The organism is Bradyrhizobium sp. CCBAU 51745, assembly GCF_028128715.1.
GTDB lineage: Bacteria > Pseudomonadota > Alphaproteobacteria > Rhizobiales > Xanthobacteraceae > Bradyrhizobium > Bradyrhizobium manausense.
Map to the genome: position 1 here is coordinate 24,401 of NZ_LBJP01000003.1, position 26,031 is coordinate 50,431.

The 26,031-nt window shown below is 63.4% G+C and carries 28 protein-coding genes; 14 read left to right on the top strand and 14 right to left on the bottom strand.

Annotated features, from left to right (window positions below; translation table 11 throughout):
• Nucleotides 1-10: 10 nt before the first annotated feature.
• The gene (locus XH98_RS02855; protein ID WP_271617752.1) at nt 11-661 is read right to left on the bottom strand and encodes a 3-oxoacid CoA-transferase subunit B; all 651 of its coding nucleotides are present in this window, start codon (nt 659-661) and stop codon (nt 11-13) included.
• A gap of 24 nt (nt 662-685) precedes the next feature.
• On the bottom strand, nt 686-1,393 hold the full coding sequence (locus tag XH98_RS02860) for a CoA transferase subunit A (RefSeq protein ID WP_057757346.1): 708 nt from the start codon (nt 1,391-1,393) through the stop codon (nt 686-688).
• A gap of 299 nt (nt 1,394-1,692) precedes the next feature.
• On the opposite strand from XH98_RS02860, the gene XH98_RS02865 reads away from it, so the two are divergent.
• A complete protein-coding gene (locus tag XH98_RS02865) occupies nt 1,693-3,582 on the top strand; it encodes an AsmA family protein (protein ID WP_271603972.1) in 1,890 nt (629 codons plus the stop codon).
• A gap of 214 nt (nt 3,583-3,796) precedes the next feature.
• On the opposite strand, the gene dctA is transcribed toward XH98_RS02865, so the two are convergent.
• Nucleotides 3,797-5,176: a C4-dicarboxylate transporter DctA gene (gene dctA, locus XH98_RS02870; protein WP_442868545.1), complete on the bottom strand. Its 1,380-nt coding sequence runs from the start codon at nt 5,174-5,176 to the stop codon at nt 3,797-3,799.
• Nucleotides 5,177-5,232: 56 nt separating this feature from the next.
• Nucleotides 5,233-6,306 carry a 4-oxalomesaconate tautomerase gene (locus XH98_RS02875; RefSeq protein ID WP_271617980.1) on the bottom strand — a complete coding sequence of 358 codons (1,074 nt, stop codon included), beginning with the start codon at nt 6,304-6,306 and terminating at the stop codon, nt 5,233-5,235.
• Nucleotides 6,307-6,425: 119 nt separating this feature from the next.
• On the opposite strand from XH98_RS02875, the gene XH98_RS02880 reads away from it, so the two are divergent.
• From XH98_RS02880 to XH98_RS02895, 4 genes are all read left to right on the top strand, one after another.
• A complete protein-coding gene (locus XH98_RS02880; protein ID WP_271603919.1) occupies nt 6,426-7,400 on the top strand; it encodes a LysR family transcriptional regulator in 975 nt (324 codons plus the stop codon).
• Nucleotides 7,401-7,776: 376 nt separating this feature from the next.
• Nucleotides 7,777-9,162, top strand: a complete 1,386-nt coding sequence (locus XH98_RS02885) for an ABC transporter substrate-binding protein (protein ID WP_220003274.1) — start codon at nt 7,777-7,779, stop codon at nt 9,160-9,162.
• A 95-nt stretch (nt 9,163-9,257) separates the two neighbouring features.
• Nucleotides 9,258-10,130: a carbohydrate ABC transporter permease gene (locus XH98_RS02890; protein WP_220003275.1), complete on the top strand. Its 873-nt coding sequence runs from the start codon at nt 9,258-9,260 to the stop codon at nt 10,128-10,130.
• Nucleotides 10,127-10,978 (top strand): carbohydrate ABC transporter permease, encoded by an 852-nt coding sequence (locus XH98_RS02895; RefSeq protein WP_271603917.1) that lies wholly within the window; start codon nt 10,127-10,129, stop codon nt 10,976-10,978. Before XH98_RS02890 ends, XH98_RS02895 begins: the two co-directional genes overlap by 4 nt.
• Here the strand turns inward: XH98_RS02895 and XH98_RS02900 are convergent.
• The 4 genes from XH98_RS02900 to XH98_RS02915 are packed head-to-tail and all read right to left on the bottom strand — an operon-like array spanning nt 10,975 to nt 14,380.
• Entirely contained in the window at nt 10,975-11,475 is a 501-nt protein-coding gene (locus XH98_RS02900; protein ID WP_271603916.1) for a DUF6622 family protein, read from the bottom strand. The genes XH98_RS02895 and XH98_RS02900 overlap by 4 nt on opposite strands.
• A gap of 13 nt (nt 11,476-11,488) precedes the next feature.
• On the bottom strand, nt 11,489-12,301 hold the full coding sequence (locus XH98_RS02905) for an ABC transporter permease (protein WP_271617754.1): 813 nt from the start codon (nt 12,299-12,301) through the stop codon (nt 11,489-11,491).
• 1 nt (nt 12,302) lies between these two features.
• Nucleotides 12,303-13,214, bottom strand: a complete 912-nt coding sequence (locus XH98_RS02910) for an ABC transporter permease (protein WP_271617755.1) — start codon at nt 13,212-13,214, stop codon at nt 12,303-12,305.
• A complete protein-coding gene (locus XH98_RS02915) occupies nt 13,211-14,380 on the bottom strand; it encodes an ABC transporter ATP-binding protein (RefSeq protein ID WP_271617756.1) in 1,170 nt (389 codons plus the stop codon). The genes XH98_RS02910 and XH98_RS02915 overlap by 4 nt, the downstream gene beginning before the upstream one ends.
• Nucleotides 14,381-14,503: 123 nt before the next feature.
• Here XH98_RS02915 and XH98_RS02920 point away from each other — a divergent pair, with 123 nt between their 5' ends.
• Nucleotides 14,504-14,734 carry a hypothetical protein gene (locus XH98_RS02920; RefSeq protein ID WP_271603912.1) on the top strand — a complete coding sequence of 77 codons (231 nt, stop codon included), beginning with the start codon at nt 14,504-14,506 and terminating at the stop codon, nt 14,732-14,734.
• Nucleotides 14,731-15,033, top strand: a complete 303-nt coding sequence (locus XH98_RS02925; RefSeq protein WP_271603911.1) for a type II toxin-antitoxin system RelE/ParE family toxin — start codon at nt 14,731-14,733, stop codon at nt 15,031-15,033. Before XH98_RS02920 ends, XH98_RS02925 begins: the two co-directional genes overlap by 4 nt.
• Here XH98_RS02925 and XH98_RS02930 read toward each other — a convergent pair.
• On the bottom strand, nt 15,030-16,490 hold the full coding sequence (locus XH98_RS02930) for a glycerol-3-phosphate dehydrogenase (protein WP_271617757.1): 1,461 nt from the start codon (nt 16,488-16,490) through the stop codon (nt 15,030-15,032). The genes XH98_RS02925 and XH98_RS02930 overlap by 4 nt on opposite strands.
• 38 nt (nt 16,491-16,528) lie before the next feature.
• Nucleotides 16,529-19,207 carry a sensor domain-containing protein gene (locus tag XH98_RS02935; RefSeq protein WP_271617758.1) on the bottom strand — a complete coding sequence of 893 codons (2,679 nt, stop codon included), beginning with the start codon at nt 19,205-19,207 and terminating at the stop codon, nt 16,529-16,531.
• A gap of 208 nt (nt 19,208-19,415) precedes the next feature.
• On the opposite strand from XH98_RS02935, the gene XH98_RS02940 reads away from it, so the two are divergent.
• Nucleotides 19,416-20,519, top strand: coding sequence for an NAD(P)/FAD-dependent oxidoreductase (locus tag XH98_RS02940; RefSeq protein ID WP_271617759.1), 1,104 nt, complete (start codon nt 19,416-19,418; stop codon nt 20,517-20,519).
• Nucleotides 20,520-20,673: 154 nt separating this feature from the next.
• Here XH98_RS02940 and XH98_RS02945 read toward each other — a convergent pair whose 3' ends face one another.
• Complete coding sequence (locus XH98_RS02945) at nt 20,674-20,856, bottom strand: YdcH family protein (RefSeq protein WP_057757317.1); 183 nt, start codon at nt 20,854-20,856, stop codon at nt 20,674-20,676.
• Nucleotides 20,857-20,968: 112 nt separating this feature from the next.
• On the bottom strand, nt 20,969-21,133 hold the full coding sequence (locus XH98_RS02950; RefSeq protein WP_271617760.1) for a hypothetical protein: 165 nt from the start codon (nt 21,131-21,133) through the stop codon (nt 20,969-20,971).
• Between the two features lie 52 nt (nt 21,134-21,185).
• Between XH98_RS02950 and XH98_RS02955 the strand changes: the two genes are divergently transcribed.
• The 3 genes from XH98_RS02955 (at nt 21,186) to XH98_RS02965 (ending at nt 22,030) form a co-directional block, all read left to right on the top strand.
• Entirely contained in the window at nt 21,186-21,392 is a 207-nt protein-coding gene (locus XH98_RS02955) for a YdcH family protein (protein WP_018641547.1), read from the top strand.
• 156 nt (nt 21,393-21,548) lie between these two features.
• Nucleotides 21,549-21,755 (top strand): hypothetical protein, encoded by a 207-nt coding sequence (locus XH98_RS02960; RefSeq protein WP_271617761.1) that lies wholly within the window; start codon nt 21,549-21,551, stop codon nt 21,753-21,755.
• A 23-nt stretch (nt 21,756-21,778) separates the two neighbouring features.
• Nucleotides 21,779-22,030 carry a hypothetical protein gene (locus XH98_RS02965; protein ID WP_057757313.1) on the top strand — a complete coding sequence of 84 codons (252 nt, stop codon included), beginning with the start codon at nt 21,779-21,781 and terminating at the stop codon, nt 22,028-22,030.
• Between the two features lie 108 nt (nt 22,031-22,138).
• Here XH98_RS02965 and XH98_RS02970 read toward each other — a convergent pair whose 3' ends face one another.
• Nucleotides 22,139-22,861, bottom strand: coding sequence for a GGDEF domain-containing protein (locus tag XH98_RS02970; RefSeq protein ID WP_271617762.1), 723 nt, complete (start codon nt 22,859-22,861; stop codon nt 22,139-22,141).
• A gap of 141 nt (nt 22,862-23,002) precedes the next feature.
• Between XH98_RS02970 and purE the strand changes: the two genes are divergently transcribed.
• Both purE and XH98_RS02980 read left to right on the top strand, forming a co-directional pair.
• The gene (gene purE, locus XH98_RS02975) at nt 23,003-23,491 is read left to right on the top strand and encodes a 5-(carboxyamino)imidazole ribonucleotide mutase (protein WP_057757311.1); all 489 of its coding nucleotides are present in this window, start codon (nt 23,003-23,005) and stop codon (nt 23,489-23,491) included.
• Nucleotides 23,488-24,594, top strand: coding sequence for a 5-(carboxyamino)imidazole ribonucleotide synthase (locus XH98_RS02980; protein ID WP_271617763.1), 1,107 nt, complete (start codon nt 23,488-23,490; stop codon nt 24,592-24,594). Before purE ends, XH98_RS02980 begins: the two co-directional genes overlap by 4 nt.
• Nucleotides 24,595-24,624: 30 nt before the next feature.
• Here the strand turns inward: XH98_RS02980 and aqpZ are convergent, their stop codons facing one another.
• Nucleotides 24,625-25,347 carry an aquaporin Z gene (gene aqpZ, locus XH98_RS02985; RefSeq protein WP_271603906.1) on the bottom strand — a complete coding sequence of 241 codons (723 nt, stop codon included), beginning with the start codon at nt 25,345-25,347 and terminating at the stop codon, nt 24,625-24,627.
• A 262-nt stretch (nt 25,348-25,609) separates the two neighbouring features.
• On the opposite strand from aqpZ, the gene rpsU reads away from it, so the two are divergent.
• Nucleotides 25,610-25,906 (top strand): 30S ribosomal protein S21, encoded by a 297-nt coding sequence (gene rpsU, locus XH98_RS02990; RefSeq protein WP_027545547.1) that lies wholly within the window; start codon nt 25,610-25,612, stop codon nt 25,904-25,906.
• Nucleotides 25,907-26,031: the final 125 nt, after the last annotated feature.

The window sequence follows — 26,031 nt, forward strand, 5'->3', positions numbered from 1 at the left end:
CGCGAAGACCTTACGTGTTCGTCAGCGCGACGCGGAATTCGGCTTCGGTCTTGGCCTTGACCTCGTCGAGCGTGACGCCGTCGGCGAGCTCGATCAGGGCCATGCCGCCGTCACCGTGCTTGTCGATTGTGAAGACGGCCAAGTCAGTCACCACCATGTCGACGACGCGCTCGCCGGTCAGCGGCAGATTGCATTTCTTCAAGAGCTTCGGGCCATCCTTGGCGGAATGCTCCATCACCACGACGACGCGCTTGACGCCGGCGACGAGGTCCATCGCGCCGCCCATGCCCTTGACCATCTTGCCGGGGATCATCCAGTTGGCGAGATCGCCGTTCTGGGCCACCTGCATGGCGCCGAGGATCGACAGATCCATGTGGCCGCCGCGGATCATGCCGAAGGAATCCGCGCTCGAGAAATACGAGGTCGACGGCAGCTCGCTCACGGTCTGCTTGCCGGCATTGATCAGATCGGCGTCCACCTCGTCCTCATAGGGGAACGGGCCCATGCCGAGCATGCCGTTCTCACTCTGCAGGCTGACGTCGACGCCATCAGGAATGTAGTTCGAGACCAGCGTCGGGATGCCGATGCCGAGATTGACGTAATAACCGTCGCGCAACTCCTTGGCGGCACGAGCGGCCAGCTGTTCACGGGTCCAGGCCATATGACTCTCCTAAGGGGTTGCGAGTTAAGCCGCGGGCCGCGGACGGGTGTTGCGGAATTCGATGCGCTTCTTGGCCGTGCCGACCTCGACGATGCGCTTCACGAAAATGCCGGGCGTGTGGATATGATCGGGGTTGAGTTCACCGGCGGGAACCAGGTGCTCGACCTCGGCCACGGTGATCTTCGCGGCGGTCGCCATCATCGGGTTAAAATTGCGCGCGGTCTTGCGATAGATCAGGTTGCCGGCGGTGTCGCCCTTCCAGGCGTGCACGATGGCGAGGTCGGCGAACAGGCCGCGCTCCATCAGATACTTTTCGCCGTCGAACTCCTTTACTTCCTTGCCTTCGGCGATCAGCGTGCCGACGCCGGTCTTGGTGTAGAACGCGGGGATGCCGGCGCCGCCGGCGCGGATGCGCTCGGCCAGCGTGCCCTGCGGGTTGAATTCGAGTTCCAGCTCGCCGGCGAGGAATTGCTGGGCGAACAGCTTGTTCTCGCCGACATAGGACGAGATCATCTTCTTGATCTGGCGGGTCTCCAGCAGACGAGAGAGTCCGATGCCGTCGACGCCGGCATTGTTCGAGACGACCGTCAGACCCTTCACGCCGGAGTCGCGGATCGCATCCGACAGCGATTCGGCGATGCCGCAGAGGCCGAAGCCGCCGGACATGATCATCATGTTGTCCTTGAGAACGCCCTCAAGCGCCGACTTAGCGTCGGGATAGACCTTGTTCATGCAAAACCCTCGACTTAAACCTGAGAGGCGTCGCGCCCGCCCTTGTTGGTGGCGATTATTAGGCGAAATCGTCCGAAGCCGTCAATGATACGGGGTTCTCCGTTCTGAGAGGCGGTGCTAGAAGCTGCCCACGCCGTGGGCAGAACCGTCCGCGGCCTTGAAAGCGACAAGAAAACCCATCAAGTTGCGGCACTTAACATAACAGGACTTGGACAGGATCTTGGGCGCGGGGCGCGCAGGTTTCCCGGCCCGCCTTAGCTAGCTCAAACGACCAACCCGATCAGGACATGCCATTGACCATGGCCCAAGGAATGAAGCGCCTCGGGACGCCGATTGCGGCGCTGCTCGGCGTCGTGCTGGTCGCCCTGATCGCGACCTCCTGGCTCATCAACCGCGACGCGCTGCGCAAGGCGGTCGAAGCGCAGATCCGCGACGTCACCGGGCTCGAGCTCAGTGTGGCGGGTAACATCGACATTTCCGTGCTGCCGGCGAGCTACATCTCCTTCCATGACGTCGGCCTCAAGGGCGGCGGCACCGCCGATCCCGCGCTCCATGTCGACGTGCTCACCGCCAACCTTCGGCTGCTGCCGCTGCTGCTGCAACGGTTCGAGATCGCCGACTTGACGCTGCTGCGGCCGCATATCCATGTCAGCCTGAAGCCGGACGGCGAGAGCAACTGGACACCGTTCATCCAGACCATTGCGCGGACGATGAAGCCCGGCGCCGACAACCAGGTCTCATTTTCCGAGATCAGGATCCAGGATGGCCTGCTCGACTATCTGGACGTCGCCACCAATGCCACCGAGAAGTTTGAGGACATCGACCTGTCGCTGGCCTGGCCCTCGATCTCGCGCTCCTTCGCCGCAACCGGGCAGTTCGACTGGCGCGGCGAACGCGTCGACGGCTCGATCAGCTTTGCCGATTTCGTCGCGGCGCTCTCGGGCGAGCGCTCCGGCCTGAGGGCGCGGATCGCAAGTAGCCCGCTCAAGCTCGCCTTTGACGGCAGCGTCGCCAATCGCACCAGCCCGATGATGGAGGGCACGCTCACCATCGACAGCCCGTCCTTGCGCAACGCGCTGCGCTGGACCGGCCAGCCGCAGCCCGGCAGCGGGGGCTTCGGCCGCTTCGCGCTGAAGGCCCGCGCCAATGTCGTTGGCGCCTCAATCGCGCTGACCAACGTCAATGTCGAGCTCGACGGCAACGCCGCCGAAGGCGTCATGACCTATGTCAATAACGGCCGGCAGACTCTGCAGGCGACGCTCGCTGCCGACGCGCTCGACTTCACGCCTTATATCTCCACCTTCCGCCTGCTCGCGAGCGGCGCGCGCGATTGGAACAGGCAGCTGTTCGATCTCAACGGATTGTCGAGCACCGACCTCGACATGCGCCTCTCGGCGGCGAAGCTGACGGTCGGCCCGACCAAGCTCGGCCGCACCGCGATCGGTGCCAATTTGCGCAACGGCACGCTGGCGCTCTCGGTCGGCGAGGCCCAGGTCTATGGCGGCATCGCCAAGGGCTCGTTCGGCATCTCGCGCGCTGACACGGTTGCCGACATCAAGGCGCAATTCCAGTTCACCGACGTCGACCTTCAGGCCTGCGCTACCGAACTGTTCGGCCTCAACAAGCTGTCCGGCCGCGGCAACATCAACGTGTCTCTCGTCGCCTCCGGCTCGAGCCCGTTTGGCCTCGTGCAGTCGCTCGACGGCACCGCCAGCGTGACCGGGCACGACGGCGCCATCTCCGGCTTCAATGCCGAGCAGCTCCTGAAGCGGCTCGAGCGCCGGCCGCTGTCCGGCGGCGGCAATTTCCGCAACGGCTCGACGCCTTACGACAACCTCACCATTGCAGTGAAATTCGCCGACGGGATCGCCACGGCCGAGGACATCCGCATCGAGGGACCTGCGGCGAAGATCACGCTGACCGGCACCGCGTCGGTGCCGACGCGCGAATACGATATGAAGGGTGTGGCGAGCCTGAACACGACATCAGGCTTTCAACTGCCCTTCATGGTGCAGGGTCCGTGGGACGATCCGCTGATCTTCCCCGACCCCGAAGCCCTGATCCGGCAGTCGCCAGCGGCATCTCCGTTCCTCGACCTTCTGAAGCAACGCATCACCGGCGGCAAGCGGCAGGCGCCGGAGGGATCGCCGACGGCGGAGAACGCGAAGGAAAACGCGAAGTCCAACTAAAGCGCGATGCGATCAGGATGAATCGTGATCGCGCTTTACGCCGCCGGGCTGCCTAGAGCATGATCCGGAAAAGTGTGAAGCGGTTTTCCCTCGCGACATCAGCGGAACGCGTTTGCGCGGAGATCATGCTCGAACAAAGAGCTAAAGCGCGATGAAGATTCAACCCAATCTCATCGCGTTTCAGAACAGGACGACCGGTTCATCCGAGACGGCATCAAGCGGCGGATTTCGCCGTCGAAATCCAGCTCTCGTTCTCCTGTATCGCTTTTGCTCCCCCCATCGCGGAGCCGACCGCGACGTCGAGAGTGCCGCGCTGCCCGAGTTCACGGGCCAACACCTCACGATCACAGGCGTTTTCCCACAGCGAGACGGTGATGGCCGCGACGCAGTTGCTGATCATGCTTGTCAGTGCCCGCGCCTCCGACATGAAGCGGTCGATGCCGACGAGCAGCGCTACGCCGGTCACGGGCAAATCCGGCATGACGGTGAGAGTTGCGACAAGCGCGACGAAGCCGCTGCCGGTGACGCCGGCCGCCCCTTTGGACGTCAGCAGCATCAGTCCGAGCATCGCCGCAATCTGTCCCCAGGACAGATGGATGTCGCAGGCCTGCGCGATGAAGATCGACGCGAGGGTGAGATAAATGGCGCTGCCGTCCAGATTGAAGGAGTAGCCCATCGGCAGCACAAGCCCCGACACCCCTTTCCGGCACCCGAGCTGCTCCAGCTTGCGCAACGCGCCAGGCAGCGCTGGCTCCGACGATGACGTGCCGAGCACGATCAGCAGCTCTTCCTTGAAGTAGCGGATGGTCTTCCACAGGCTGAAGCCGTTGAGCCGCGCCAGCGTCCCGAGCACGACGACCACGAAGACGGAGCAGGCGACATAGAATGTCAGGATCAGCAGCCCAAGTGAGCCGATCGAGCGGATGCCATAGCGCCCAACCGTGAACGCCATGGCGCCAAAAGCGCCGAGCGGAGCGAGCTTCATGATGAAGCCGAACGAGACAAACAGAACCTGTGAGAACGATTCAATCGCCTTCGTCACGACGGCACCGCCGTCGCCGGCACGGCTCAGGCCAAAGGCGATCAGGATGGAGACCAGCAGGACCGGCAGCACTTCGCCGTCGGCGAAGGCGCCAAAGAACGAATGCGGGATGATGTGCAGCATGAAATCGGCGAACCCGGTCGCGGTTGCCTGCTTGGTGAATTTCGCAGCCACCGACGGATCCAGCGTATTGACGGACACATGCATGCCCGTGCCAGGCTGGATCAGCAACACCGCGATCAGCCCTGCGAGCAAGGCGAGCACGGTCAGCAGGTAGAACAGCGCCATGGATTTCACCAGGGTGCGGCCGACCTCCCGGGAATCGCTGATGCTGTTGATGCCGCTCACGATGGTGCAGAACACGATCGGCGCGATCATCATCTTGACGAGCTTGACGAAGCCGTCTCCGAGGGGCTTCAGCGCGGCACCAAATTCAGGCCAGAGATGGCCCGTGAGCACACCCAGCGTCAGGCCGATCAGCACCTGGACATAGAGAATCCGGTAGAATGGCTTTCGCGGCTCGGCGTTCGCGGGCTCAGCCAGCGCTTGCATCTGCATTCTCGTTTCTCCCTTGGTCTGATTCTTGAAATTCTAAGAGCAGTCCGGCGTCAGGCCGCCAGCACCGACTGGGGCAGGTGCGCTCGGCGGGCGAAGACGTGCCCTTCGAAAATTCGCCGGGCCGTCCGCTGCACCCGCGCCACCGGTCCGGGCTCCAGCCGAACCACGAGTTGGCCGGAAGGATGGGCCAGCGTGATCGGCACCGGCGGCGCGAGCGATCCCACCATGTCTGCGGCGACCGTTCCGGGCGTGACACAGGCCGTCGCGATCGCGACGGCGCCGGTCACCGCCAGCGCGCTATGGCAGTCGTGCGGCATGAAGTACCTGACGTTCAACGTCGCCTCGCTTGCGGGCGCGATCAGGACAGGTTTCGGAATCACCATTGCCGCCGGATTTGGAAAACCCATCAGGCGACCGGCCTCGATGCGCAAGTTCTCGAGACGTGCGCGGAAGCGGCTGTCGGTGAAATCCGAGGGTGCCTCCCGGCCGCTGCAGCCGAGATCCGCCGCGCGGACCAGCATGACCGGCATGGCCGCATCGATGCAGGTCACGTCGATGCCGTCGATGCGATCGACCGTTCGTCCCGTCGGGAGGAGGCGACCGGTGCGTGCGCCGGCCGCGTTCGGGAATGACAATTCGATGGGCGCAGCCGTTCCCGGTACACCGTCGATCCGCGCCTCGCCCTCGTAGGTCACCTGCCCTCGGGGCGTGGCAACCGTCGCATCAATCAACTTGCCGGTGTTGACATTGTGGATACGCACATGGGTGCGCTCTGCGGCGGCGGTCACCAGGCCCGCTTCAATCGCGAACGGTCCCACCGCAGCCAGCATGTTTCCGCAATTGGGTGAGGTATCGACGATCCCCTCGCGAACCCGCACCTGGGCGAACAAATAATCGACGTCGGCGCCGGGCACCGACCCCGGCCCGATGATCGCGACCTTGTTGATGACGGCATTGCCGCCGCCGATCCCATCGATTCCAAGATCGTGCCCGCCCCCCATGACCGACAACAGGACCGCATCTCGCGCCCTCGGATCGGCGGGGAGATCCCTCGCCAGAAAGAACGGCCCGCGCGAGGTGCCGCCGCGCATGACCACACAGGGGATGGCAATCTGATCATTCATGAAGCTGTTCCGTTCGACGACGTCTTTGCCGCGCACCGAACATCCTCCTTTGCAACTCTTCTGTAAAATGCAAATATATGAAGAATTAATGCGTTAATCGGTATAATAGGAGACCAGCCATGAATGCGGAGCTGCTCGACCTCAAGGCGTTCATCACCGTCGCCGAGACGGGAAGCTTCGTGCGGACTGCCAAGGCGCTGAACCTGTCTCAGCCGGCGCTCAGCCGACGCATTCAGAAGCTGGAAGAAAGCCTCGGTGCGCCCTTGCTCGAACGCTCGACACGTCACGTCAATCTCACCATGACCGGCCGCGACCTCCTTCCGAAGGTTCGCCGCCTCATCGACGAGTTCGAGACCTCCGTACTCGCCATCCATGATATCGGCGCACGAAGTTCGGGCCTGGTCTCGGTGGCTGCGGTGCCGACGGCCGTGTTCTACTTCCTGCCACGTGCGATCGGCCGGTTTGCCGAAGCGTATCCGCGCATTCGCATCCGGATTCTGGACATCGGTGCCAATGAGGGATTGGAGGCGGTCGCGCGCGGGGAAGTCGACTTCGGCATCAATTTCATCGGTGCTTCGCATGCCGAAATCGAATTTGAGAAACTCGTCGAGGATCCTTTCGTCCTGGCCTGCCGTCATGACCATCCGCTGGCATCACGCAAACAGGTCAGCTGGTCGGAGATTGTTTCGCACCGGGTCATCACCGTCGGTCGCAACAGCGGCAATCGCGCATTGATCGACAATGCGCTGGCGCGACAGGGTCTGCAGCTGAATTGGTCCTATGAGGTCGCTCACCTCTCCGGTTCGCTCGGCCTCGTCGAAGAGGGACTGGGTATCGCCGTGTTGCCGAGGCTCGCGACACCCGCCGCCGGTCATCCGATCATTCGCACCATCAGGCTGATCGAGCCGGAGGTGTCGCGGACGATCGGTATTGTGCGCAGGCGCGGCGCGACGCTGTCACCTCATGCCAGCCAATTTCTCAAGATGCTCCTCGAGGCGTGGCGCTCACCGTCCCGGACGAGTGGACACGACAAGCCCCGCTCCACCGAGGCAAGCTCGAATGCCGCTTCGATCGGCCCGAAAGGAAAACGCTGAGAACTCCCCGCGCAGCGACGCATGATCGGCCCCTCGGACCAGGTTTCGCGATCCATTCCCTGTTCTTGACCTCCCTCGGCGTGGTGCGCCGGCCGGCCGTCGCGTTGCGCCGAGTGCTGACAGCGAATACAAGCCGTCAGGTCTTTCCTGGGCAGCTTCTGTGTCGCGCGCGGATGGTCAGTCGAGGCCGGAACGCATCATGCGAATTGATCGGGGCAAATTGATGCAGCGATTGGATCGATGCGCGCGTTAAGCATCTCCGAGCGCCCGGCACCCCTCGACCTAGGTCTGACAACATGCCGCTAGATCGGATAGCGGCCATGGGCTAGTGTTTTATCCGACCGGTTAAAACACCGGCCGTTTGAGGGAGAAAAACGTGAGATCCAAGGTTATTGGCGCAGTGTCACTAGCGGTCGCTGCAGTTGGGCTGTTTGCAGCCGCCGCGCCCGCCTTTGCGCAGCAAAAGGCGATTACGGTTTGGTGGGTCAAGGGCTTTTACAAGTCCGAGGACGAAGCGCTCGCCGAGACGATCAAGAAATTCGAAGCAAAGACCGGCATCAAGGTCGAATTGTCGCAGTACGCGATCCAGGACATGATTCCGAAGACCGTCGCGGCGCTCGATGCCGGCACCGTGCCCGACGTCGCCTATTCCGACAGCTACGACGTGCAGGTACAGGGCAAGTGGGCCTATGAGGGCAAGCTCGAGGACCTCACCGACGTCATGGAGCCGATCAAGGATCGGTTCGTGCAGAATACGCTGGATGCGTCGATCCTCTATAACGACGTCGCCAAGAAGAAGGCCTATTACGGCTTCCCGCTGAAGCAGCAGAGCATGCACGTCCAGATCTGGAACGACATGCTGGAGAAGGCCGGCTTCAAGCAGAGCGACATTCCGAATGACTGGGAAGGCTATTGGAGCTTCTGGTGCGACAAGGTGCAGCCGGCGATCCGCAAGGCTACCGGCCAGCGCATCTATGCCGTCGGCCAGCCGATGGGCGTTGAATCCACCGACGCTTTCCAGTCGTTCTACACCTTCATGGACGCCTATCACGTCAAGCTGGTCGACGATGACGGCAAGCTCACCGTCGATGATCCCAAGGTTCGCGAGAACCTGATCAAGGCGATGAAGGACTACACCGACACCTACATCAAGGGCTGCACGCCGCCGTCCTCGACGACCTGGAAGGATCCGGACAACAACGTCGCCTTCCACAACAAGACCATCGTGATGACCCATAACTTCACGATCTCGATCGCGGCGAAATGGTACGAGGATTCGCAGAATCAGGCTCTCACTCAGGAGCAGCGCGACGCCGGCAAGAAGGCCTATGAGCAGGACATCATCACGGCGTCCTTCCCGAAGGCGCCTGACGGTTCGACCATCCGCTACCGCTCCGACGTCAAGACCGGGCTGGTCTTCACCGCGGCCAAGAACAAGGCCGAGGCCAAGCAGTTCATCAGCTTCCTGCTCCAGGAAGAGAACGTCCGTCCGTATATCGAGGGTGCTCTGGGCCGCTGGTTCCCGGTCACCAAGGCGAGCCAGGAAAGCCCGTTCTGGCAGGCTGACAAGCACCGCAAGGCCGTGCACGCGCAGTTCACCGGCGGCACGGCGCCGTTCGACTTCACCAAAAACTGGAAGTTCACGATCCTCAACAACGAGAACGTGTGGGCCAAGGCGATGAACCGGGTGGTCAGCGAGAAGGTGCCGGTCGACAAGGCGGTCGACGAACTGATCGCCCGCATCAAGCAGGTCGCGGGTTAGTCCTGCAGGTCCCTCTCCCCGCTTTGCGGGGAGAGGTGTAAGAACAACACCGGTCGCGTTTCGCGGCCGGCTTCTCTTTGAAGAGTCCGAAAAGAATGGCGATTACGCTCTCTGGCGATCAGGCGATCCCCGCCCCACCCCTGACGTCGCGGCTGACCACGGCGCAGGTCTGGGGCATCGTGCTGCTCGCGCCCTATCTGCTCGTCTTCCTCGCCTTCGTCGTCTATCCCGTCTGCTACGGGCTGTGGCTGGCGCGGGCGCCGTCGAATTATGTCGCGCTCTACAACGATCCGATCTTCGCGCGCGCTGCGGTCAACACGCTGATCTTCCTGGTCATCGGCATTAACATCAAGATGCTGATCGCGCTGTTCCTGTCCGGCTTCTTCGCGCAGCAGCGCACCTGGATCAAATGGCTCTCGGTGATCTTCATCCTGCCCTGGGCGGTGCCGTCGATTCCGACCATCCTGTCGGTGCGCTTCATGCTCAACCCCGAATGGGGCATCATCAATCACTACATCTTCGCCTTCACCGGCGATGACGGCCCGAACTGGCTGAACGACCCGACCGTGGCGCTGACCATGGCGATCGGCGTGCACATCTGGAAGTCGCTGCCGTTCTGGACGCTGATCCTCATCACCGGGCGCCTTGCGATCGCGCAGGACCTGTTCGAGGCCGCCGAAGTCGACGGCGCGAACTGGTGGCAGAAATTCCGCTTCATCACCTGGCCGTCGATGCAGACGCTCTACGTCACCTGCACGCTGCTCTCGATGATCTGGACGCTGGGCGATTTCAACAGCGTCTATCTGCTCACCGGCGGTGGTCCGGCCGACCTCACGCACGTGCTGTCGACGCTCGGTATCCGCTATCTCCGGCTCGACCAGCTCTCGCTCGCGATGGCCTCCATCGTCTGCGCGATGCCGTTCGTCCTGCCGCTCGTGTACTTCATGATGAAACGGTTGTCGCGATGAAGCTTCCCTCCCTCCGTGACGTCGCGACGGAAGCGCGGCTGCTGCTGATCGGCATTCCCGTCTTCCTCTGGACGATGATTCCGATCTATCACATGTTCCTGTTCGCGATCTCGCCGAAGGAAGACGCGTTCTCGGGCAAGCTGTGGCCGGATCATCCGACGCTGCACAATTTCGAAATCGTGTTCAGGCAGCAGCACTATTTCCTGCGCGACTTCTACGTTCAGTTCTGGAATTCGACGCTGATCGCGGCCGCCGTGGGGGTGCTGACGCTGTTCATCGCCACGTCTGCGGCATTCTCGATTTCGCGGCTGAAAGTGCCCGGCGGGCGCGTAGTGCTGAACCTTGCGCTGTTCACCTACTTCATTCCCGCGGCGTTCCTCGCCGTGCCGATGTATCGCACCATGGGCAATTACGGCCTGCTCAACAATCACTGGGCGCTGATCCTGGCGATGGTGACGATCGCCTCGCCTTACGCGATCTGGGTGCTGAAACAGGCTTCCGACAAGCTCCCGGTCGAGCTGGACGAAGCCGCGGTGATGGACGGCGCGACAACGCTGCAGATCTTCCGCCTGGTCTATCTGCCGCTGATGATGCCCTCGCTGGTCGCGATCGGCACCTATGCGGTGCTGCTGGCCTGGAACGAATATCTCTACGCGTTCCTGCTGCTCTCGAACGACCGCGAGATCACGCTCCCCGTCGCGCTCGGCAACTTCCTCGCCGCAGACGATTCGCCCTGGGAGCTGCTGATGACCACCGGCTTCATCTACGCGCTGCCGCCGGCCGCGGTCTATTACGCCTTCCGCCGCTACATGGTGGGCGGGCTGACGGCGGGTGCGGTGAAGTCCTAGACATCCTGGGCGCGCTTCCTGCGATAGGCGAGCAGCAGCGCGATCATGGAACCGAAGAAATAGCCGGCGGTCGCGCCCGAGATGGCGCGGCCGACGACGATTGCGAGCGCTCGGTCGCCTGCGTCGATGGCGGAGATCACGCTCACCGTGTATTGCAGGGTGAACACGACGAGGTTGCGAATCAGCGCGAACGCGCTGCCTGGTCGGATGATCTCTCCCGTCTTGTGATCGACATCGAACGGACGCGGTGTCAGCACGCCGAGCGGCAGCAGCACGATCGCTGCGAAGACCCACGCGACCAGCGGCCATTGACTGTCCTGATGTCCGAAACCGATCCTCGAAACACCCCAGACGATGAAGACGACGGGGACGATCAATGCACGCCAGATCGGCGCCTTGCGCGGCTGCATCGACTTGATGCCCTGCCAGACCAGATAGGCCAGCAGGATCCACACCCAAAGCGGGGTATGGACCAGGATTTGGTAGGCGAACATCATGACCAATATCCTTCTACAGAGGCGCAGCGCTCTCGCCCTGCGAGCTCGACAGTTTTGAAGCGAGCGAGGCGAGGACGATGACGACCGCGATCAGGGCGATCACCAGCGTGCAGATCGCATTGATCTCCGGTTTCACACCGAGTCGCACCTCGGAATAGATCCGGATCGGCAGCGTCGCCGAGCCGGGGCCGGTGGTGAAGCTCGCGATCACGAGGTCGTCGAGCGAGAGCGTGAAGGCGAGCATCCATCCGGCGACAATCGCAGGCGCGATCAGCGGCAGCGTCACCGACAGGAAGGCGCGCGCAGGCGCGCAACCGAGATCCATCGCCGCTTCCTCCAGCGAGCGGTCGAGCGAGCCGAGGCGCGACTGCACGACGACGGCGACGAAACACATCGTCAGCGTGGTGTGCGCGATCGTCACGGTCCAGAAGCCGCGCTCGGCGTCCAGCGCCACGAACAGCAGCAGCAGCGACAATCCCGTGATCACCTCCGGCATCACCAGCGGCGCATAGAGCATGCCGGAGAACAGCGTGCGGCCGCGAAAGCGCTCGCCGCGCGACAGCGCCACCGCGGCCAGCGTGCCGAGCAGCGTGGCGATCGTCGCCGAGGCGACCGCGACGCGCAGGCTCATCCAGGACGCCTCGATCATGGCACGGTCGGCGAAGAACTCGCGATACCAGCGCAGCGACCAGCCGCCCCACACCGTCACCAGCCGCGAGGCGTTGAAAGAATAGATGACGAGGATGAGGATCGGCAGATAAAGGAAGGCGAGCCCCAGCGCGAGCGAGGCGATATTGAAGCGGGACAGGCGGGAGAATTTGCGCATCTCACCGCTCCTCAAGCTGCCGACGCTGCAGCCGCTCATAGAGCAGAAGCGGCAGCAGCAGCACGACGAGCAGCACGATCGCCGCGGCTGAGGCCACCGGCCAATCCTTGTTGGTGAAGAATTCGAGCCACAGCGTCTGGCCGATCATCAGCGAGCTGGAGCCGGCGAGAAGATCCGGGATCACGAACTCGCCGACAACAGGGATGAAGCAGAGCAGCACGCCGGCGCCGACGCCCGGCAGCGACAGCGGGAAGGTCACGAGCCAGAACACCTGCCAGGGCGGCGCACCGAGATCCCCCGCCGCTTCCTCCAGCGCCGGCTCCATCTTGGCGAGCGTGGCATAGAGCGGCAGGATCATGAACGGCAGGTAGGAATAGACGATGCCGATATACATCGCGGTGTCGGTGGAAAGCCACACCACCGGCCGACTGACCAGGTGCAGCGCAAGCAGGATCTGATTGAGCAGGCCGTCGTGCTGAAGGATGTTGATCCAGGCATAGATGCGGATCAGGAACGAAGTCCAGAACGGCACGATCACCAGCACCATCGCCACCGCCTGCCAGCGTTTTGGCAGTCGCGCCATGCCATAGGCGATGGGATAGCCGATCAGCAGCAGCAATGCGGTCGCCGCCGCGGCAACGGTCAGGCTGCGCAAATAGGCGAACACATAGATGTCGTCGGAGGCGAGCAGCTTGAAATTGTCGATCGAGAGCGCAGCAAAGGCTGCATGAATGGCGGTCCACCCTGCCGTCAGGTCGAACACCGGCTCATAAGGCGGCTGCGCGATCGCGGTCTGCGACAGGCTGATCTTCAGCACGAAGCCGAACGGCACCAGGAAGAACAGCACCATCCAGACATAGGGCGCGATCGCGGCGAGGCGCGCCGGCCGCGCGAAAATCCGGCGCGCGCTCATGACGGCAGCACCACGCAGTCATCGGGCGTGAACCAGGCGACGATTTGCTGGTTCAGGCTATAGGCATCGACATCGAGCCGCGCACTGTTGGCGACCGAGGCCTGCAGCATTCCACCGGTATCAAGCTTCACCTTGTAGGTGGTGGTGCCGCCGAGATAGCAGATGTCGGCGATCACGCCGTCGAGCCGATTGATCGCCGTTGCGTGGCCGGTCTCGCTCACCGGGCCGCGGCGCGACAGCTTGACCTTCTCGGGACGGATCGCGACCGAGAACTTTCCTTCGTCGACCGGTTCACGCGGCTCGGCCACAACCAGCGCGCCGGCATCGCGCGTGCCGACGACGAGGCGATGTCCGTCGCGCAATTTGGACTCGGCGTCGAACAGATTGATGTCGCCGACGAACTCCGCGATCCAGCGCGAACGCGGCGCCTCGTAGAGATCGCGCGGCGCGCCGACCTGCGCAAGCTTGCCCGACTTCATCACGCCGATCCGGCTGGCCATCGTCATCGCCTCTTCCTGATCGTGGGTGACAATGATGAAGGTCATGCCGAGCCGACGCTGCAGCTCCATCAGCTCGCCTTGCGTGTTTTCGCGCAGCTTCTTGTCGAGGGCCGCGAGCGGCTCGTCGAGCAGAAGCAATTGCGGCCTTCGGGCCAGCGCCCGGGCCAGCGCGACGCGCTGGCGCTGGCCGCCGGAGAGCTGGTCCGGCTTGCGCTTCTCCAGCCCCTCGAGCTTGACCAGCGCGACCATCTCCGCGACGCGCGTTGCGATGTCGGACCGCGCCATATTGGCGCGCTTGAGACCGAAGCCGATGTTGTCGCGCACCGACAGATGCGGAAACAGCGCGTAGTTCTGGAACATCATGTTGATCGGACGCTCATGCGGCAGCGCCTGCGCGATGTCCTTGCCGCCGAGCAGGATGCGCCCTTCGTCCGGGGCCTCGAAGCCCGCCAGCATGCGCAGCAGCGTGGTCTTGCCGCAGCCGCTGGGGCCGAGCAGCGCAAAGAACTCGCCGGCCTTGATCTCGAGCGACACGCCGTCGACCGCACGGAATGTCCCGAACGTCTTGGCCACGTCCTCGATGCGCAGCAGCGGCTCGCCCGCGGCCGGATACGCATCTCCTGCCGTTTTCGCCCCGGCATCCCTTCTCGGCAATTCGTCAGTCATAGGCCCTGCCAACCCCAATGCCGCCGCACGCTAGCGGCGGATCGTCCTTTGCTCAACCGGTTCGAGACGGATCATCCCAAATCGGACTTCATGCCGGGTGCCAAAACATGTATAGTCACAGACATGACCAAGTTGCTGGATCAGGCCCTAGAAATTGCGCGCAGTCTGCCGGCGGACGCGCAGGACGACATTGCTCGGATCGTGCTGCAGCTCACCGGCGCAGAAGCAGCCTCTCCCGTCACCCTCTCCGAGGATGAGAGGGCGGCGATTGCTGCGTCGAAGGAATCCGCAGCGCGAGGCGAATTCGCGACCGAGGCGCAGGTCCGCGCGACTTGGGCCAAACACGGCCTGTGAAGATCCGCTACACGCTTCCGGCGCTAGCCGATCTCGATTCTATTCTGACCTACATTTCCGCGACGTCTCCGAAGGGAGCTGCACGCGTCCAGAAGCGCATCCGGGACGTCATCAGCCTACTGCTGACGCATCCCGAGATCGGCCTCCGGACTGACGATCCAGATATCCGGAGGTTGACCACAACGCCCTACCCGTTTCTCGTCTTCTACGAGATTGGGCATCAGGAGATCATCATCCATGCGATCCGCCATGGCGCCCGCGATCCGGGCGGGATGCCAGGAAAACGTGATTTCGCTTAGGTGACCCCCGCCATGAACGCAGCCAGCGCGTCGCGGTCCGCGGCAGGCATGGTCAGGCCGAGCTTGGAGCGGCGCCACAGGATGTCCTCGGGAAAGCGCGCCCATTCCCTGCTCATGAGATAGCGCACCTCGGCGCCGGTCAGGTCGGGGCCGAAGCTTGGGCCGAGCTCTTCGCGTGTCTTCGCCTCGCCCAGCACATCAGGCAATCGCGAGCCGTAGGCGGCAACCATGCGCCGGGCTTGCGGCTCCTTCAGAAGGCGCCAGCGATGGCACGCGAGATCGACCTCGGTCTCGAAACGATCCCAGGCGAAATCGCCGCCCGGCAAGGCCGCGCCGGACGTCCAGGGCCGCGACATCGGATAGAACGGCGTCATCAGCGTCACCGCCCGTTCGGCGCGGAAGCGCGAGGTCGTGATCGCGCCGCCGAACATCGTGAGCAGCGGTGCCTTGCGCCGGCGCGCGTGGAACAACGTCGTGCCGTCGCGTCGCCGCGCCGACGCAGGCACCAAATTGACGCCGGTGACCGTGCGCACCACGTCGGTCGGCGCGACGCGCTCGCGGAAATAGCGGTTCACGGCCTCGCAGAGATAGCTGACATCGGCGCCCGGCATCGCGACGATGGCGGGATCGCCGGTGAAATCATGGGTGACAGTGCCGACCAGCGTGAAGTCGCGCTCGAACGGGCTGGCAAAGATCAGCCGGCCATCGTTGTTCTGGAACACATAGACATTGTCGGACTCGAACAACCTGGGCACGATGATCTGGCTCATCTGCACGGCCGCCATGGCCGGCTGCGGCAGCCGCAGCACGGTCTCCGCGACCATCGACGTCCAGGCGCCGCTGGTGTTGGCCAGCGCGCGGGCCGTGATCGTGCGGCGATGACCGCGATCGACGACAGCGAGCCGCCAAGTATCGGTCCTGTCGGCCCGCACACAACGCGCCCCGGTCCGGATCGCGGCGCCACGTTCGGCGGCATCCAGTGCCGTGAGCACCACCAGGCGCGAATCGTCGACGACGCAATCGGCATATGCGAAGGCAATGCCGAACGGCCGCTTCAGCGCGTTACCGACCGGATGATGCGTGATGTCGAGCGTCGTCGATGCCGGAAGGCCGTCGCGGTTCGCCAGGGCGTCGTAAACATACAGGCCCGCCCGCAACAGCCAGGGCGGACGCTCGTCGGAATGGGCCGGGATCACAAAACTCATCGGCCGCACCAGATGCGGCGCGATCCGCAGCCAGATCCGGCGCTCGGCCAGTGCCCGGCGGACGCGCCACAAGCCGCGCCGCTCCAGCACCGACAGATCGCCATGGATCAACCGAGGGGTCGCCGACGAGGCCGCACCGCCGAGATCACCCTGCTCGATCAGGATCACCCGCAGCCCGCGGCCGGCGGCATCACGGGCAAGGCTGACACCGTTCAGGCCACCACCGATGATCGCGAGGTCGTAATCCGCCATGAAACCGTTGAAGGGAGCGAGCCAAGTACCCGCCACCACTAGCCGGTCTTGAGCGCAAGCTCCATGGCCTCGCCGCGGCCGACGAGGTCGGCATATTTTCCGATGGGCAGCGGCTTGCCGAGCAGATAACCCTGCACACCGTCGCAGCCCTCCTTGGCAAGGAAAGCGAGCTGATCGAGCGTCTCGACGCCCTCGGCGATGATTGACATTTCGAGGCCGTGGCCGAGATCGATCACGGCGCGAACGATCGCCGCCGATTGCGGGTTGCGGCCGAGATTCATGATGAAGGCGCGATCGATCTTGATCTTGTCGAACGGGAAGGCCTGGAGATAGCTCAGCGAGGAATAACCGCTGCCGAAATCGTCCATCGAGATACGAACGCCCAGCGCCTTCAGACGGCGCAGCAGCGCCAGGCCGCGATCAAAGTCCTCGATCAGCACGCCTTCGGTGATTTCCAGCTCCAGCCGGCCGGGCGCAAGCCCGGTCTCGATCAGGATCGAATGGACGAGACCGACCACGTCACCGTGCATGAACTGCGCCGGCGACAGATTGACCGCGACCTGCATTGGCTTCGGCCACGACGCCGCCTCGCGGCAGACCTCGCGCAGGATCCATTCGCCCATTTCGACGATCAGGCCGCTTTCTTCCGCGATCGGGATGAATTCGGCTGGCGAGACCTGGCCGCGTACCGGGTGCTGCCAGCGCGCCAGGGCTTCGAAGCCGATGATCTCGCTCTCGGCAACGCTGTTGCGCGCGATGCCCTGCGGCTGGAACGCCAGCGAAAGCTCGCCATTCTTGATCGCCTTCGACAGGTCCTGGTGCAGCACGCGGCGGTCGCGGATCTGCTGGTCCATCTCGGGCTGGTAGAGGCTGATCGTGCCGCGCGATTTCTGCTTGGCGCGGAACAGGGCTGCGCCGGCATTGGCGAGCAGCGAGGCACCATCGGGACCATTGTGCGGGAAGACCGACATGCCGGTGGTGATACCGGCGCGGACCGCGCGGCCGTCGATGTGGAATTCCGGCGCGAGCGCCTCGTCAAGCTGCTGCGCCAGCGCGAGGCCCGCGTCGGGCTGCTTGCCGTCGATGATCAGGCCGAACTCGTCGCCGGACAGGCGCGCCACCAGCCCGCCGCGTGCGGTGTCCTGCAGCCGCTGCGCCACCTCGATCAACAGCTTGTCGCCAAGCGCATGGCCGAACACGTCGTTGACCTCCTTGAGGCCGTCGAGATCGACGCACAGGACCGCGAATTCCTCGTCGGTGCCTTCGCAGGCTTCGATCATCTGGGTCAGCGCCTGAAGGAAGGCAGCGCGGTTCGGCAAATCGGTGAGGCCGTCGTGGTAGGCCATGTGCGCCATCCGCGACTCGGTCTGCCGGCGGTTGGTGACATCCTCGTGGGTCTTGATCAGATATTGCGGCTCACCGGAATCGTTGAGCACGGTGGCACGCCGGGTCAGGAACAGGCGCAAGCCGTCCTTGGTGGAGATCGGATGCTCCTCGGTGATCATCCCGCGTTTTTTGATGGCGGCCTCGTCGCGCGCGATGATCAGCTTGGCTTCCTTGGCATTGAAGATGTCGGAGGCGGTCAGGCCGGTGGCTTCCTCGCGCCGGCGGTTCAGGATCGTCTCGGCGCTGCGGTTGGCGAGCAGGTAGCGGCCGTCCTTGACCTGCTCCACGATCAACGCCACCGGAATGTTGTCGACCACAAGCTCGAGGAACTTCTTGGTGCTTTCCAGCTCCATCGACAGCGATTGCCGATCGGTGATGTCCTCGAACACGATCAGCAGGAACTGCGGCTTGTTGCTCTCGTTGCGGACCACGATCCGGATCGAGGCCACCTTGCGCCGGGCCGCGTCGACCTCGACCTCGAATTCGTTGCGATATTGTCCTCCCGGCGCCAGCAATGCGGCCCGATCGGTCGCCTCAATGCTGTCAGCCGATTTCGGGCCGAACAGCTCGCGCGCATTCTTGCCAACGACCTGGTCCCGCGAAAAGCCCCAGAAGTGCTCATAGGCCCGGTTGGCGAAGATATAGCGACCGTCCTCGATGTTCTTCGCGGCGACGCAAGCCGGAACGTTGTCCAGTACCGTTTCCAGGAACTGCTTGGTCGAGGCGAGCTGCTGCGAGAGTGCGCGCTGCTCGCTGACGTCGAGATGGGTCGCCACCGAGCCGCCATTGGGCAGCACGAAGTACTTAACCAGAATGGCGCGGCCATCGGACAGTTCCGTGACCAGGCCGTTAGGACTCGCCGCCTTCTCGTAGAACTCATCGTCAGAAACGCCAAGAACGCCGCGCTTGCGGCGCAACCCGAGGATGTCGTAGCCGGTCATGCCGGTCCACAGGTCCGAGCGCGCAAGGCCGTAGATCTCGAGATAGCGGTCGTTGCAGAAGATGATGCGCTGCTGCGCATCCGTCATCACCACGCCCTGGTTGAGATTGTTCATGGCGGAGGAGATGAAGGCGTTGCGCCGCAACTGCAAACGGTTGCTCCGGCGCTGGGCGGAGTGGATCCACAGCGCGATAGCAACCAGGAACGCGCAGACGACAACGCCGCCGATCAGGGCTTCCCAGACCAGAATGGGGTCGACATCGGCAAGCTGGTTGAGCGAAACGAAGCCGTTGGCATAGGCACGCGAAGGCGCGACCGCGCTGGTCAGGCACACGAGGGCCTGTACAGCAATCGGAAGCATGCTGCCTTCCTGCCAGTTCTTCTCAGCCATCAGCCACCCGCAATTTCAACTGCGGATTGTCTGGCTTCACGGGTTTGGATCGGGTAAACGCCTGTAGGCCCAACAGAAAAATGTGACGTGAAATACGGCAATTGCCCTGACATGATAAATGCTTTCTTAACGGATAACGCCCGCGCAGCGCGTTTCCCAGGCAAACCGGAACCATCGGCACCACCTTCAGCGGGACTTCTGCATCGCCATGGATAGGGTGGATTGCGTCGTCATCGGAGCCGGCGTGATCGGGCTCGCGGTGGCAAGGAGGCTCGCACAGGCCGGGCGCGAGGTGATCGTGCTCGAGGAAGCCGAGGCCATCGGCACCGTCACCTCCTCACGCAACAGCGAAGTGATCCATGCCGGGATCTATTACCGTGCCGGAAGCTGGATGGCGCGTATGTGCGTCAGCGGCAAGCATGCGCTGTATCGCTATTGCGGCGAGCGCGGCATTCCGCACAAGAACTGCGGCAAGCTGATCGTCGCGACCAATGCGAAGGAAACCGAGAAGCTGCAATCGATCAAGGCGCATGCCGAGGCCAATGGCGTGCTCGACATGCAGTTGCTGTCCGGCGAGGCCGCGCGCGCGCTGGAGCCGGCGCTGGCCTGCGACGCCGCCCTGCTGTCGCCGTCGACAGGCATCATCGACAGCCATGCCTATATGCTCTCGCTGCGGGGTGAGGCCGAGGAGGCGGGCGCGGCCTTTGCGTTTCACACGCCGCTGATCCGCGCCAAGGCGGAGGCGGGCGTGATCGAGCTCGAAGCCGGCGGCGAAGCGCCGATGACGTTGCAATGCGACCTGCTCGTCAATGCCGCGGGATTGTCGGCGACATCAGTGGCGCGCCACATCGACGGCATGCCGATCGACCGGATTCCGCCGGCCTATCTCGCCAAGGGCAATTATTTCAGCTGCAATGCGCGCGCGCCGTTCTCGCGCCTGATCTATCCGGTGCCCGAACCCGGCGGGCTTGGGGTGCATCTGACGCTGGACATGGCAGGACAGGCGCGATTCGGCCCCGATGTCGAATGGATCGAGACGATCGACTATGAGGTCGATCCGTCGCGCGCCGAGCGGTTCTATCCTGCAATCCGCAAATACTGGCCGACGCTGCCCGATGGGGCGTTGATGCCGAGTTATTCGGGCATCCGCCCCAAGATCGTACCGCCGGCGGTGGCAACGCAGGATTTTCTCATGCAGGGTCCGCGCGACCATGGTGTCGCAGGACTGATCAATCTGTTCGGCATCGAATCGCCGGGACTGACGTCGTCGCTCGCGATCGCGGACCACGTCGCAGAACTCGCGGAAATCTAGAGAGCATTGCAGCCGGAGTGAGAACCGGCTCGCGTCACAAAGCCTGCTGCGCACGATAATCGCACGGGTGCGCGCCTTACAGCAGGGACGAGCGCAAAGGCTTTCGTCCCTGCCTGAAAGGATACGATCAAACTTGACGCTGTTACGGGGGTTACTAGTGAAGCGTGTCGCCGGTCTGCTTCAGTCGTTCAATCTGGTCCTTGACCATCAATTTGCGGCGCTTCAACTCAACAATTTGCAGGTCGTCTGTTGAAAGGTGCACGAGCGCTTCGTGCAATTCGTTTTCGAGAGTTTTGTGCTTCCGTTCCAATTCAACCAGATGTGCCTGAATTGTCATTCGAAACCTCCTCGGTAGGGGTGAACCTTGGATTCGATCCGGACGCGCAAGTGTACATCAGCGATTCGTTCTGTCGATATGTATCCGTCGTCGCACGGTCATTTTTGAAAATTCATATGTAATGAAGCGTGAGTAAGGAACCGCGCGTCGAAAAATCCATGATATCAATGTGCTTGCGCTGTGCGCTTCCCGAATCGTCGAAATATCTTGCGGGAGAGGGGTGCAGGAAGGCCGCAGATCGCTTGCGATCAAGCCGCGCAAGGACGATAATTTCCATAGGGCATCCACAGCCTTGATCTCAAGCCTATCGGTTTTCGGCCACCGCAGACATGACCCATGAAGACGAGCGTGAACTCGAAGCCGAGCTCACCCGGTTGCAGCAGGAACACCGAGATCTCGACGCGGCGATCGATGCACTGCATCAATCGCCTGCCCCCGACCTGTTGCGGTTACAGCGGTTGAAGAAACGCAAGCTATTGTTGCGGGACCGTATCGCATTCATCGAAGACCAGATTACCCCTGATATCATTGCCTGATCCGTGAGCGGTCGCGGAATGCCGCCACGTGAATCCGCTTGACTCAAAAAGAACAAAAGAAGAACATAAGTCCCGCCGCCCCAAGAACACCCAGGGCTAACACCCAGGGCTAACGCCCACAGCTAATGCCCAAGGACACCCGCAAGGACACCGCCGATGTCAGTCCCAGCCCTTCTCGACCACAGCCACTATGAACAGGCCTGCGATCAGGCGATCGCGATGTGCGACGGCAACATGCGCAGCACCATCAAAGCGCTGATCATGGCCAACGAATATCTGGAAGCCGAGCTGGAAGAATTGCAGGCGGCGATTTCCGCCGGCTGCATTCCGGAGGCTTCGCGCAGCAGGAGCAGCGCCGCTTAAGACCCCACCATTGGAGCAACGCCATGTCAGATGTGACCTACTACGTTGCAATGCCCTTCCTGATCGATGCCGACGGATCGCCTGTCGCCGGCGCCGCAGAAGAATGCCAGAGCCCTACGGCCGCGCTGCGGCGCGCCGAAGTCTTGGCGCGCGGCACCGGCCATATCGGCGCAGTCGCGTTCAGTCGCAGCGGCGATCCCATGACCGGTGAATTCGGCGATGCCACGCTGCTGCGCAAATTCGGCAACGTGCCGGAAGATCTCGCAACGCTGTAGAGTCTTATTGTTTGAGCATGATCTCCGCGCAAACGCGTTCCGCTGATGTCGCGAGGGAAAACCGCTGCACACTTTGCGCTAACGCGGCCCTTCGGGTCCGGATCATGCCTAGCTGCTCACAAGCCTGACCCGCGGCTCGTGGCGCCGGTGCGCCTTGCGCACATACATGGCGGCATCGGCCTCCTCCAGCGCACGAGCAGCATCTGAGTGCGCACCGAGCAGCGCGACACCGGCGGAGGCGCCCGCGGTCACGTGCTGCCCGCGAAAGGTGAACGACAAATCGTCGATCGCCTGCTCCAGGATGGCAGCCTTCGCCTTGGCGTCGGTCTCGCTGAGATTCCACAACAGCAGAGCAAACTCATCGCCACCGCGACGGCCGACCACGTCGGACGCGCGGATCTGTCGCATCAGCGTGTTGGCAATCGCCTTGAGCACCTCGTCGCCGGCAGCATGGCCGAAGGAATCATTGATCGGCTTCAGCCGGTCGACGTCGAGCACGATCAGCGCACCGCTGGCACGGTAGCGCTTCATGTAAGCGATGGCGCGCTGGAGCTCGCGCTCGAAGCCGCGCCGGTTGGGAATGTCGAGCAGGAAATCGGTGTCCGCTGCAGCCTCGAGCTCGGCGATGCGTCGGAGCGCCTGCGTGAGCTTGGTCCGCAGGTCGCGGATGGTCGCCTTGCTGCTGTCCTTGCCGACCTCCTTGGCGCCAACGACGGTCACGCGACGCGGCGCGGCAGCCGCAGCCCGCTTGGCTGCAGCTTTCGTTCGGCGCCCGCGGGTTTTCCGGCCCTTTTTGGCCTTCGCAGCGGTCGCCCTTTTCGGTTTCTTCATGGGCATCCTGCTCAATGAAGGCTTGCGGGGATTCACCAAGACAGGATAGTGCATTCCCTTCTCCTTGCCACCGCCTTGCGAGCCGCCGGCCGGAACCGTTAATCTGGCCTATCTTTCTGTTTTCCGAGCACAATTGACGTCATGACCGCGCCGATCGCCATCATCATGGGAAGCCAGTCGGACTGGGAGACGATGCGGCATGCCGCCGACACGCTCGCAGCGCTCGGTGTCGCCTCCGACACCCGCATCGTTTCGGCTCACCGCACCCCCGACCGGCTGTTTACCTTCGCCAAGGGCGCCAAGGCTGAAGGCTTCAAGGTCATCATCGCCGGCGCCGGCGGGGCCGCGCATCTGCCCGGCATGGCCGCGGCCCTGACGGAACTGCCTGTGTTCGGCGTCCCCGTCGAGTCCAGGACGCTGAAGGGCATCGATTCGCTCTATTCGATCGTTCAGATGCCTGCCGGCATTCCGGTCGGTACGCTCGCGATCGGCAAGGCCGGCGCGATCAACGCGGCGCTGCTGGCGGCGTCCGTGCTGGCGCTGTCAGATCCCGCGCTGTCCGATCGCCTCGCGGCCTGGCGCAAGGCGCAGACCGAGGCGGTTGCCGAGCGCCCGGAGGGCAAGGCGTGACTGACGCAAAGCAGGTGAAGCTGAAGCCCGGCGACACCATCGGAATCCTCGGCGGCGGACAACTCGGTCGAATGCTGGCCATGGCCGCGGCGCGGCTCGGCCTGCGCTGCCAGGTGTTCTCGCCCGATCCGGACTCGCCGGCTTTCGACGTGGTGCTGAACGCGACCTGCGCCGAATATGCCGACGTCGAGGCGCTCGAGCTGTTCGCCCACGACGTCGACGTCATCACCTATGAATTCGAGAATGTTCCATCCGCGGCGGCCCTGGTGCTGGATTCGCGCCGTCCGGTGCTGCCCAACCGCAAGATCCTCGAGACCACCCAGGACCGGCTCGCAGAGAAGGATTTTGTCACGCGGCTCGGCATCGGCACCGCCGCCTATGCCGACGTCACCTCGGTCGCATCGTTGCGCGAGGCGATCGTCAGAATCGGCCTTCCCGCGGTGCTGAAGACCCGCCGCTTCGGCTATGACGGCAAGGGCCAGGCCATCATCCGCGAGGGCGACGACATTGCGAAAGTGTGGACCAGCCTCGCCACCAAATCGGCGATCCTGGAAGCCTTCATCCCGTACGAGCGCGAGATCTCCGTCATCGCCGCGCGCGCTGCATCGGGCGAGGTCGAATGCTTCGACGTCACCGAAAACGAGCATCGCGACCACATTCTGAAGATCTCCCGCGCACCAGCACCGATCCCGGATGCGCTCGCCGAGGAGGCGCGCAGCATTGCCGGCAAGATCGCGACCGCGCTCGACTATGTCGGTGTGCTCGCGGTGGAGATGTTCGTGCTCGCCAATGGCGGCGGATCGAAGGTGTTGGTCAACGAGATTGCCCCGCGCGTGCACAATTCCGGACATTGGACGCTCGACGGCGCCTCCGTCTCACAGTTCGAGCAGCACATCCGCGCCATCGCCGGCTGGCCGCTCGGCAAGCCGGTGCGCCACGGTGAGGTCGTCACCATGACCAACCTGATCGGCGACGAGATCAATGATTACGAGAAGTGGCTGAGCGTGCCCGGCGCGACTGTCCACATCTACGGCAAGGGCGCCCCGCGCCCCGGCCGCAAGATGGGCCACGTCACCGAGGTCAGGCCCGCGAAGGGCAAGTGAGGCGACCGCAGCCGCGATCCCACTTTTGGATCACGCCGTCTTCACGCCTGCGACGACACCCGAGGGCGCCTCGCTGAGCCAGCGATAGATCACGCCTCCCAGCGCGCCACCGATCAGCGGTGCGATCCAGAACAGCCAGAGCTGCGCCAGCGCCCAGCCGCCGACGAACAGGGCCGGGCCCGTGCTGCGCGCCGGATTCACCGACGTGTTGGTGACGGGGATGCTGACGAGATGGATCATCACCAGCGCCAGCCCGATCGCGAGCGGCGCGAAACCTGCCGGCGCGCGGCCATGGGTCGCGCCCATGATGACGAACAGGAACATCAGGGTCATCACCACCTCGGTGATGAAGCACGCGACCATGCTGTACTGGCCGGGCGAATGCGCGTCGTAACCGTTGGCGGCAAAGCCCTTGGTGACGTCGAAGCCCGGCGCACCGCTGGCTATCACGTAGAGCAGCTCGGCGGCGACGATGGCGCCGCAGACCTGCGCGATCACGTAAGGCAGGATCTGGCCTGCCGGAAAGCGCCCGCCGGCGGCAAGGCCGACCGTGACGGCCGGGTTGAGATGGCAGCCCGAGATGTGACCGATCGCATAGGCCATGGTGACGACGCTGAGGCCAAAGGCCAGGGACACGCCGACGAGGCCAATGCCGACCTGCGGAAAGCCGGCGGCGATCACCGCGCTGCCGCAGCCTGCGAATGTGAGCCAGAACGTGCCGATGGCCTCGGCAGCGTATTTCTTCATGTCCATGTGGCGTCTCCCCTGATTTCTGGTGTCCGGCGCAACCCGGCCGGGAACAGCCCGTCCTTGGCGCCAAAACCACCCAAATCGGGGCCGCACGGGAGCATTTTCGCCGTATTTAATGGCTGAACTTGGTCCGAAAACCTGCTTGGCCGGTGGACATCTCAGGTTTTGTCTGATACATCCGCGCCCTCAAGGTTAAGGGCTTGCGCTTTTTGCCATCCCTTCGTCTTACCAGAATTCAAATCCGATCCACTGAAGAGGATGCCGCGTGCAGGTTCTCGTTCGCGATAACAATGTCGACCAAGCCCTCAAGGCGCTGAAGAAGAAGATGCAGCGCGAGGGCATTTTCCGCGAGATGAAGCTCCGCGGTCACTACGAGAAGCCCTCTGAGAAGAAGGCTCGTGAAAAGGCTGAAGCCGTGCGCCGCGCGCGCAAGCTGGCCCGCAAGAAGCTGCAGCGCGAAGGCCTGCTGCCGATGAAGCCGAAGCCGGTGTTCGGCGCTGGCCCCGGTGGCGAGCGTGGTGGCCGTGGCGGCCCCGGTGCAGGTCCGCGCGGACCGCGCTGATCTTGCCCATCATGCAGAACTGAGGTTTCGATAACGCGGGCTCCGAGCCCGCGTTATTGTTTTTTGAGGGGTGCCTTTCTGGGACGGGGCACTACAGATGCGGCGCCAAAGCGCGATGAGATCGG

What these genes read in the sequence shown, in the direction of transcription:
- XH98_RS02855 (WP_271617752.1), bottom strand. Translation starts at nt 661, where the DNA reads ATGGCCTGGACCCGTGAACAGCTGGCCGCTCGTGCCGCCAAGGAGTTG.
- XH98_RS02860 (WP_057757346.1), bottom strand. Translation starts at nt 1,393, where the DNA reads ATGAACAAGGTCTATCCCGACGCTAAGTCGGCGCTTGAGGGCGTTCTC.
- XH98_RS02865 (WP_271603972.1), top strand. Translation starts at nt 1,693, where the DNA reads ATGGCCCAAGGAATGAAGCGCCTCGGGACGCCGATTGCGGCGCTGCTC.
- dctA (WP_442868545.1), bottom strand. Translation starts at nt 5,176, where the DNA reads ATGCAAGCGCTGGCTGAGCCCGCGAACGCCGAGCCGCGAAAGCCATTC.
- XH98_RS02875 (WP_271617980.1), bottom strand. Translation starts at nt 6,306, where the DNA reads ATGAATGATCAGATTGCCATCCCCTGTGTGGTCATGCGCGGCGGCACC.
- XH98_RS02880 (WP_271603919.1), top strand. Translation starts at nt 6,426, where the DNA reads ATGAATGCGGAGCTGCTCGACCTCAAGGCGTTCATCACCGTCGCCGAG.
- XH98_RS02890 (WP_220003275.1), top strand. Translation starts at nt 9,258, where the DNA reads ATGGCGATTACGCTCTCTGGCGATCAGGCGATCCCCGCCCCACCCCTG.
- XH98_RS02895 (WP_271603917.1), top strand. Translation starts at nt 10,127, where the DNA reads ATGAAGCTTCCCTCCCTCCGTGACGTCGCGACGGAAGCGCGGCTGCTG.
- XH98_RS02900 (WP_271603916.1), bottom strand. Translation starts at nt 11,475, where the DNA reads ATGATGTTCGCCTACCAAATCCTGGTCCATACCCCGCTTTGGGTGTGG.
- XH98_RS02905 (WP_271617754.1), bottom strand. Translation starts at nt 12,301, where the DNA reads ATGCGCAAATTCTCCCGCCTGTCCCGCTTCAATATCGCCTCGCTCGCG.
- XH98_RS02910 (WP_271617755.1), bottom strand. Translation starts at nt 13,214, where the DNA reads ATGAGCGCGCGCCGGATTTTCGCGCGGCCGGCGCGCCTCGCCGCGATC.
- XH98_RS02915 (WP_271617756.1), bottom strand. Translation starts at nt 14,380, where the DNA reads ATGACTGACGAATTGCCGAGAAGGGATGCCGGGGCGAAAACGGCAGGA.
- XH98_RS02920 (WP_271603912.1), top strand. Translation starts at nt 14,504, where the DNA reads ATGACCAAGTTGCTGGATCAGGCCCTAGAAATTGCGCGCAGTCTGCCG.
- XH98_RS02930 (WP_271617757.1), bottom strand. Translation starts at nt 16,490, where the DNA reads ATGGCGGATTACGACCTCGCGATCATCGGTGGTGGCCTGAACGGTGTC.
- XH98_RS02935 (WP_271617758.1), bottom strand. Translation starts at nt 19,207, where the DNA reads ATGGCTGAGAAGAACTGGCAGGAAGGCAGCATGCTTCCGATTGCTGTA.
- XH98_RS02940 (WP_271617759.1), top strand. Translation starts at nt 19,416, where the DNA reads ATGGATAGGGTGGATTGCGTCGTCATCGGAGCCGGCGTGATCGGGCTC.
- XH98_RS02945 (WP_057757317.1), bottom strand. Translation starts at nt 20,856, where the DNA reads ATGACAATTCAGGCACATCTGGTTGAATTGGAACGGAAGCACAAAACT.
- XH98_RS02950 (WP_271617760.1), bottom strand. Translation starts at nt 21,133, where the DNA reads ATGGAAATTATCGTCCTTGCGCGGCTTGATCGCAAGCGATCTGCGGCC.
- XH98_RS02955 (WP_018641547.1), top strand. Translation starts at nt 21,186, where the DNA reads ATGACCCATGAAGACGAGCGTGAACTCGAAGCCGAGCTCACCCGGTTG.
- XH98_RS02960 (WP_271617761.1), top strand. Translation starts at nt 21,549, where the DNA reads ATGTCAGTCCCAGCCCTTCTCGACCACAGCCACTATGAACAGGCCTGC.
- XH98_RS02965 (WP_057757313.1), top strand. Translation starts at nt 21,779, where the DNA reads ATGTCAGATGTGACCTACTACGTTGCAATGCCCTTCCTGATCGATGCC.
- XH98_RS02970 (WP_271617762.1), bottom strand. Translation starts at nt 22,861, where the DNA reads ATGAAGAAACCGAAAAGGGCGACCGCTGCGAAGGCCAAAAAGGGCCGG.
- purE (WP_057757311.1), top strand. Translation starts at nt 23,003, where the DNA reads ATGACCGCGCCGATCGCCATCATCATGGGAAGCCAGTCGGACTGGGAG.
- aqpZ (WP_271603906.1), bottom strand. Translation starts at nt 25,347, where the DNA reads ATGGACATGAAGAAATACGCTGCCGAGGCCATCGGCACGTTCTGGCTC.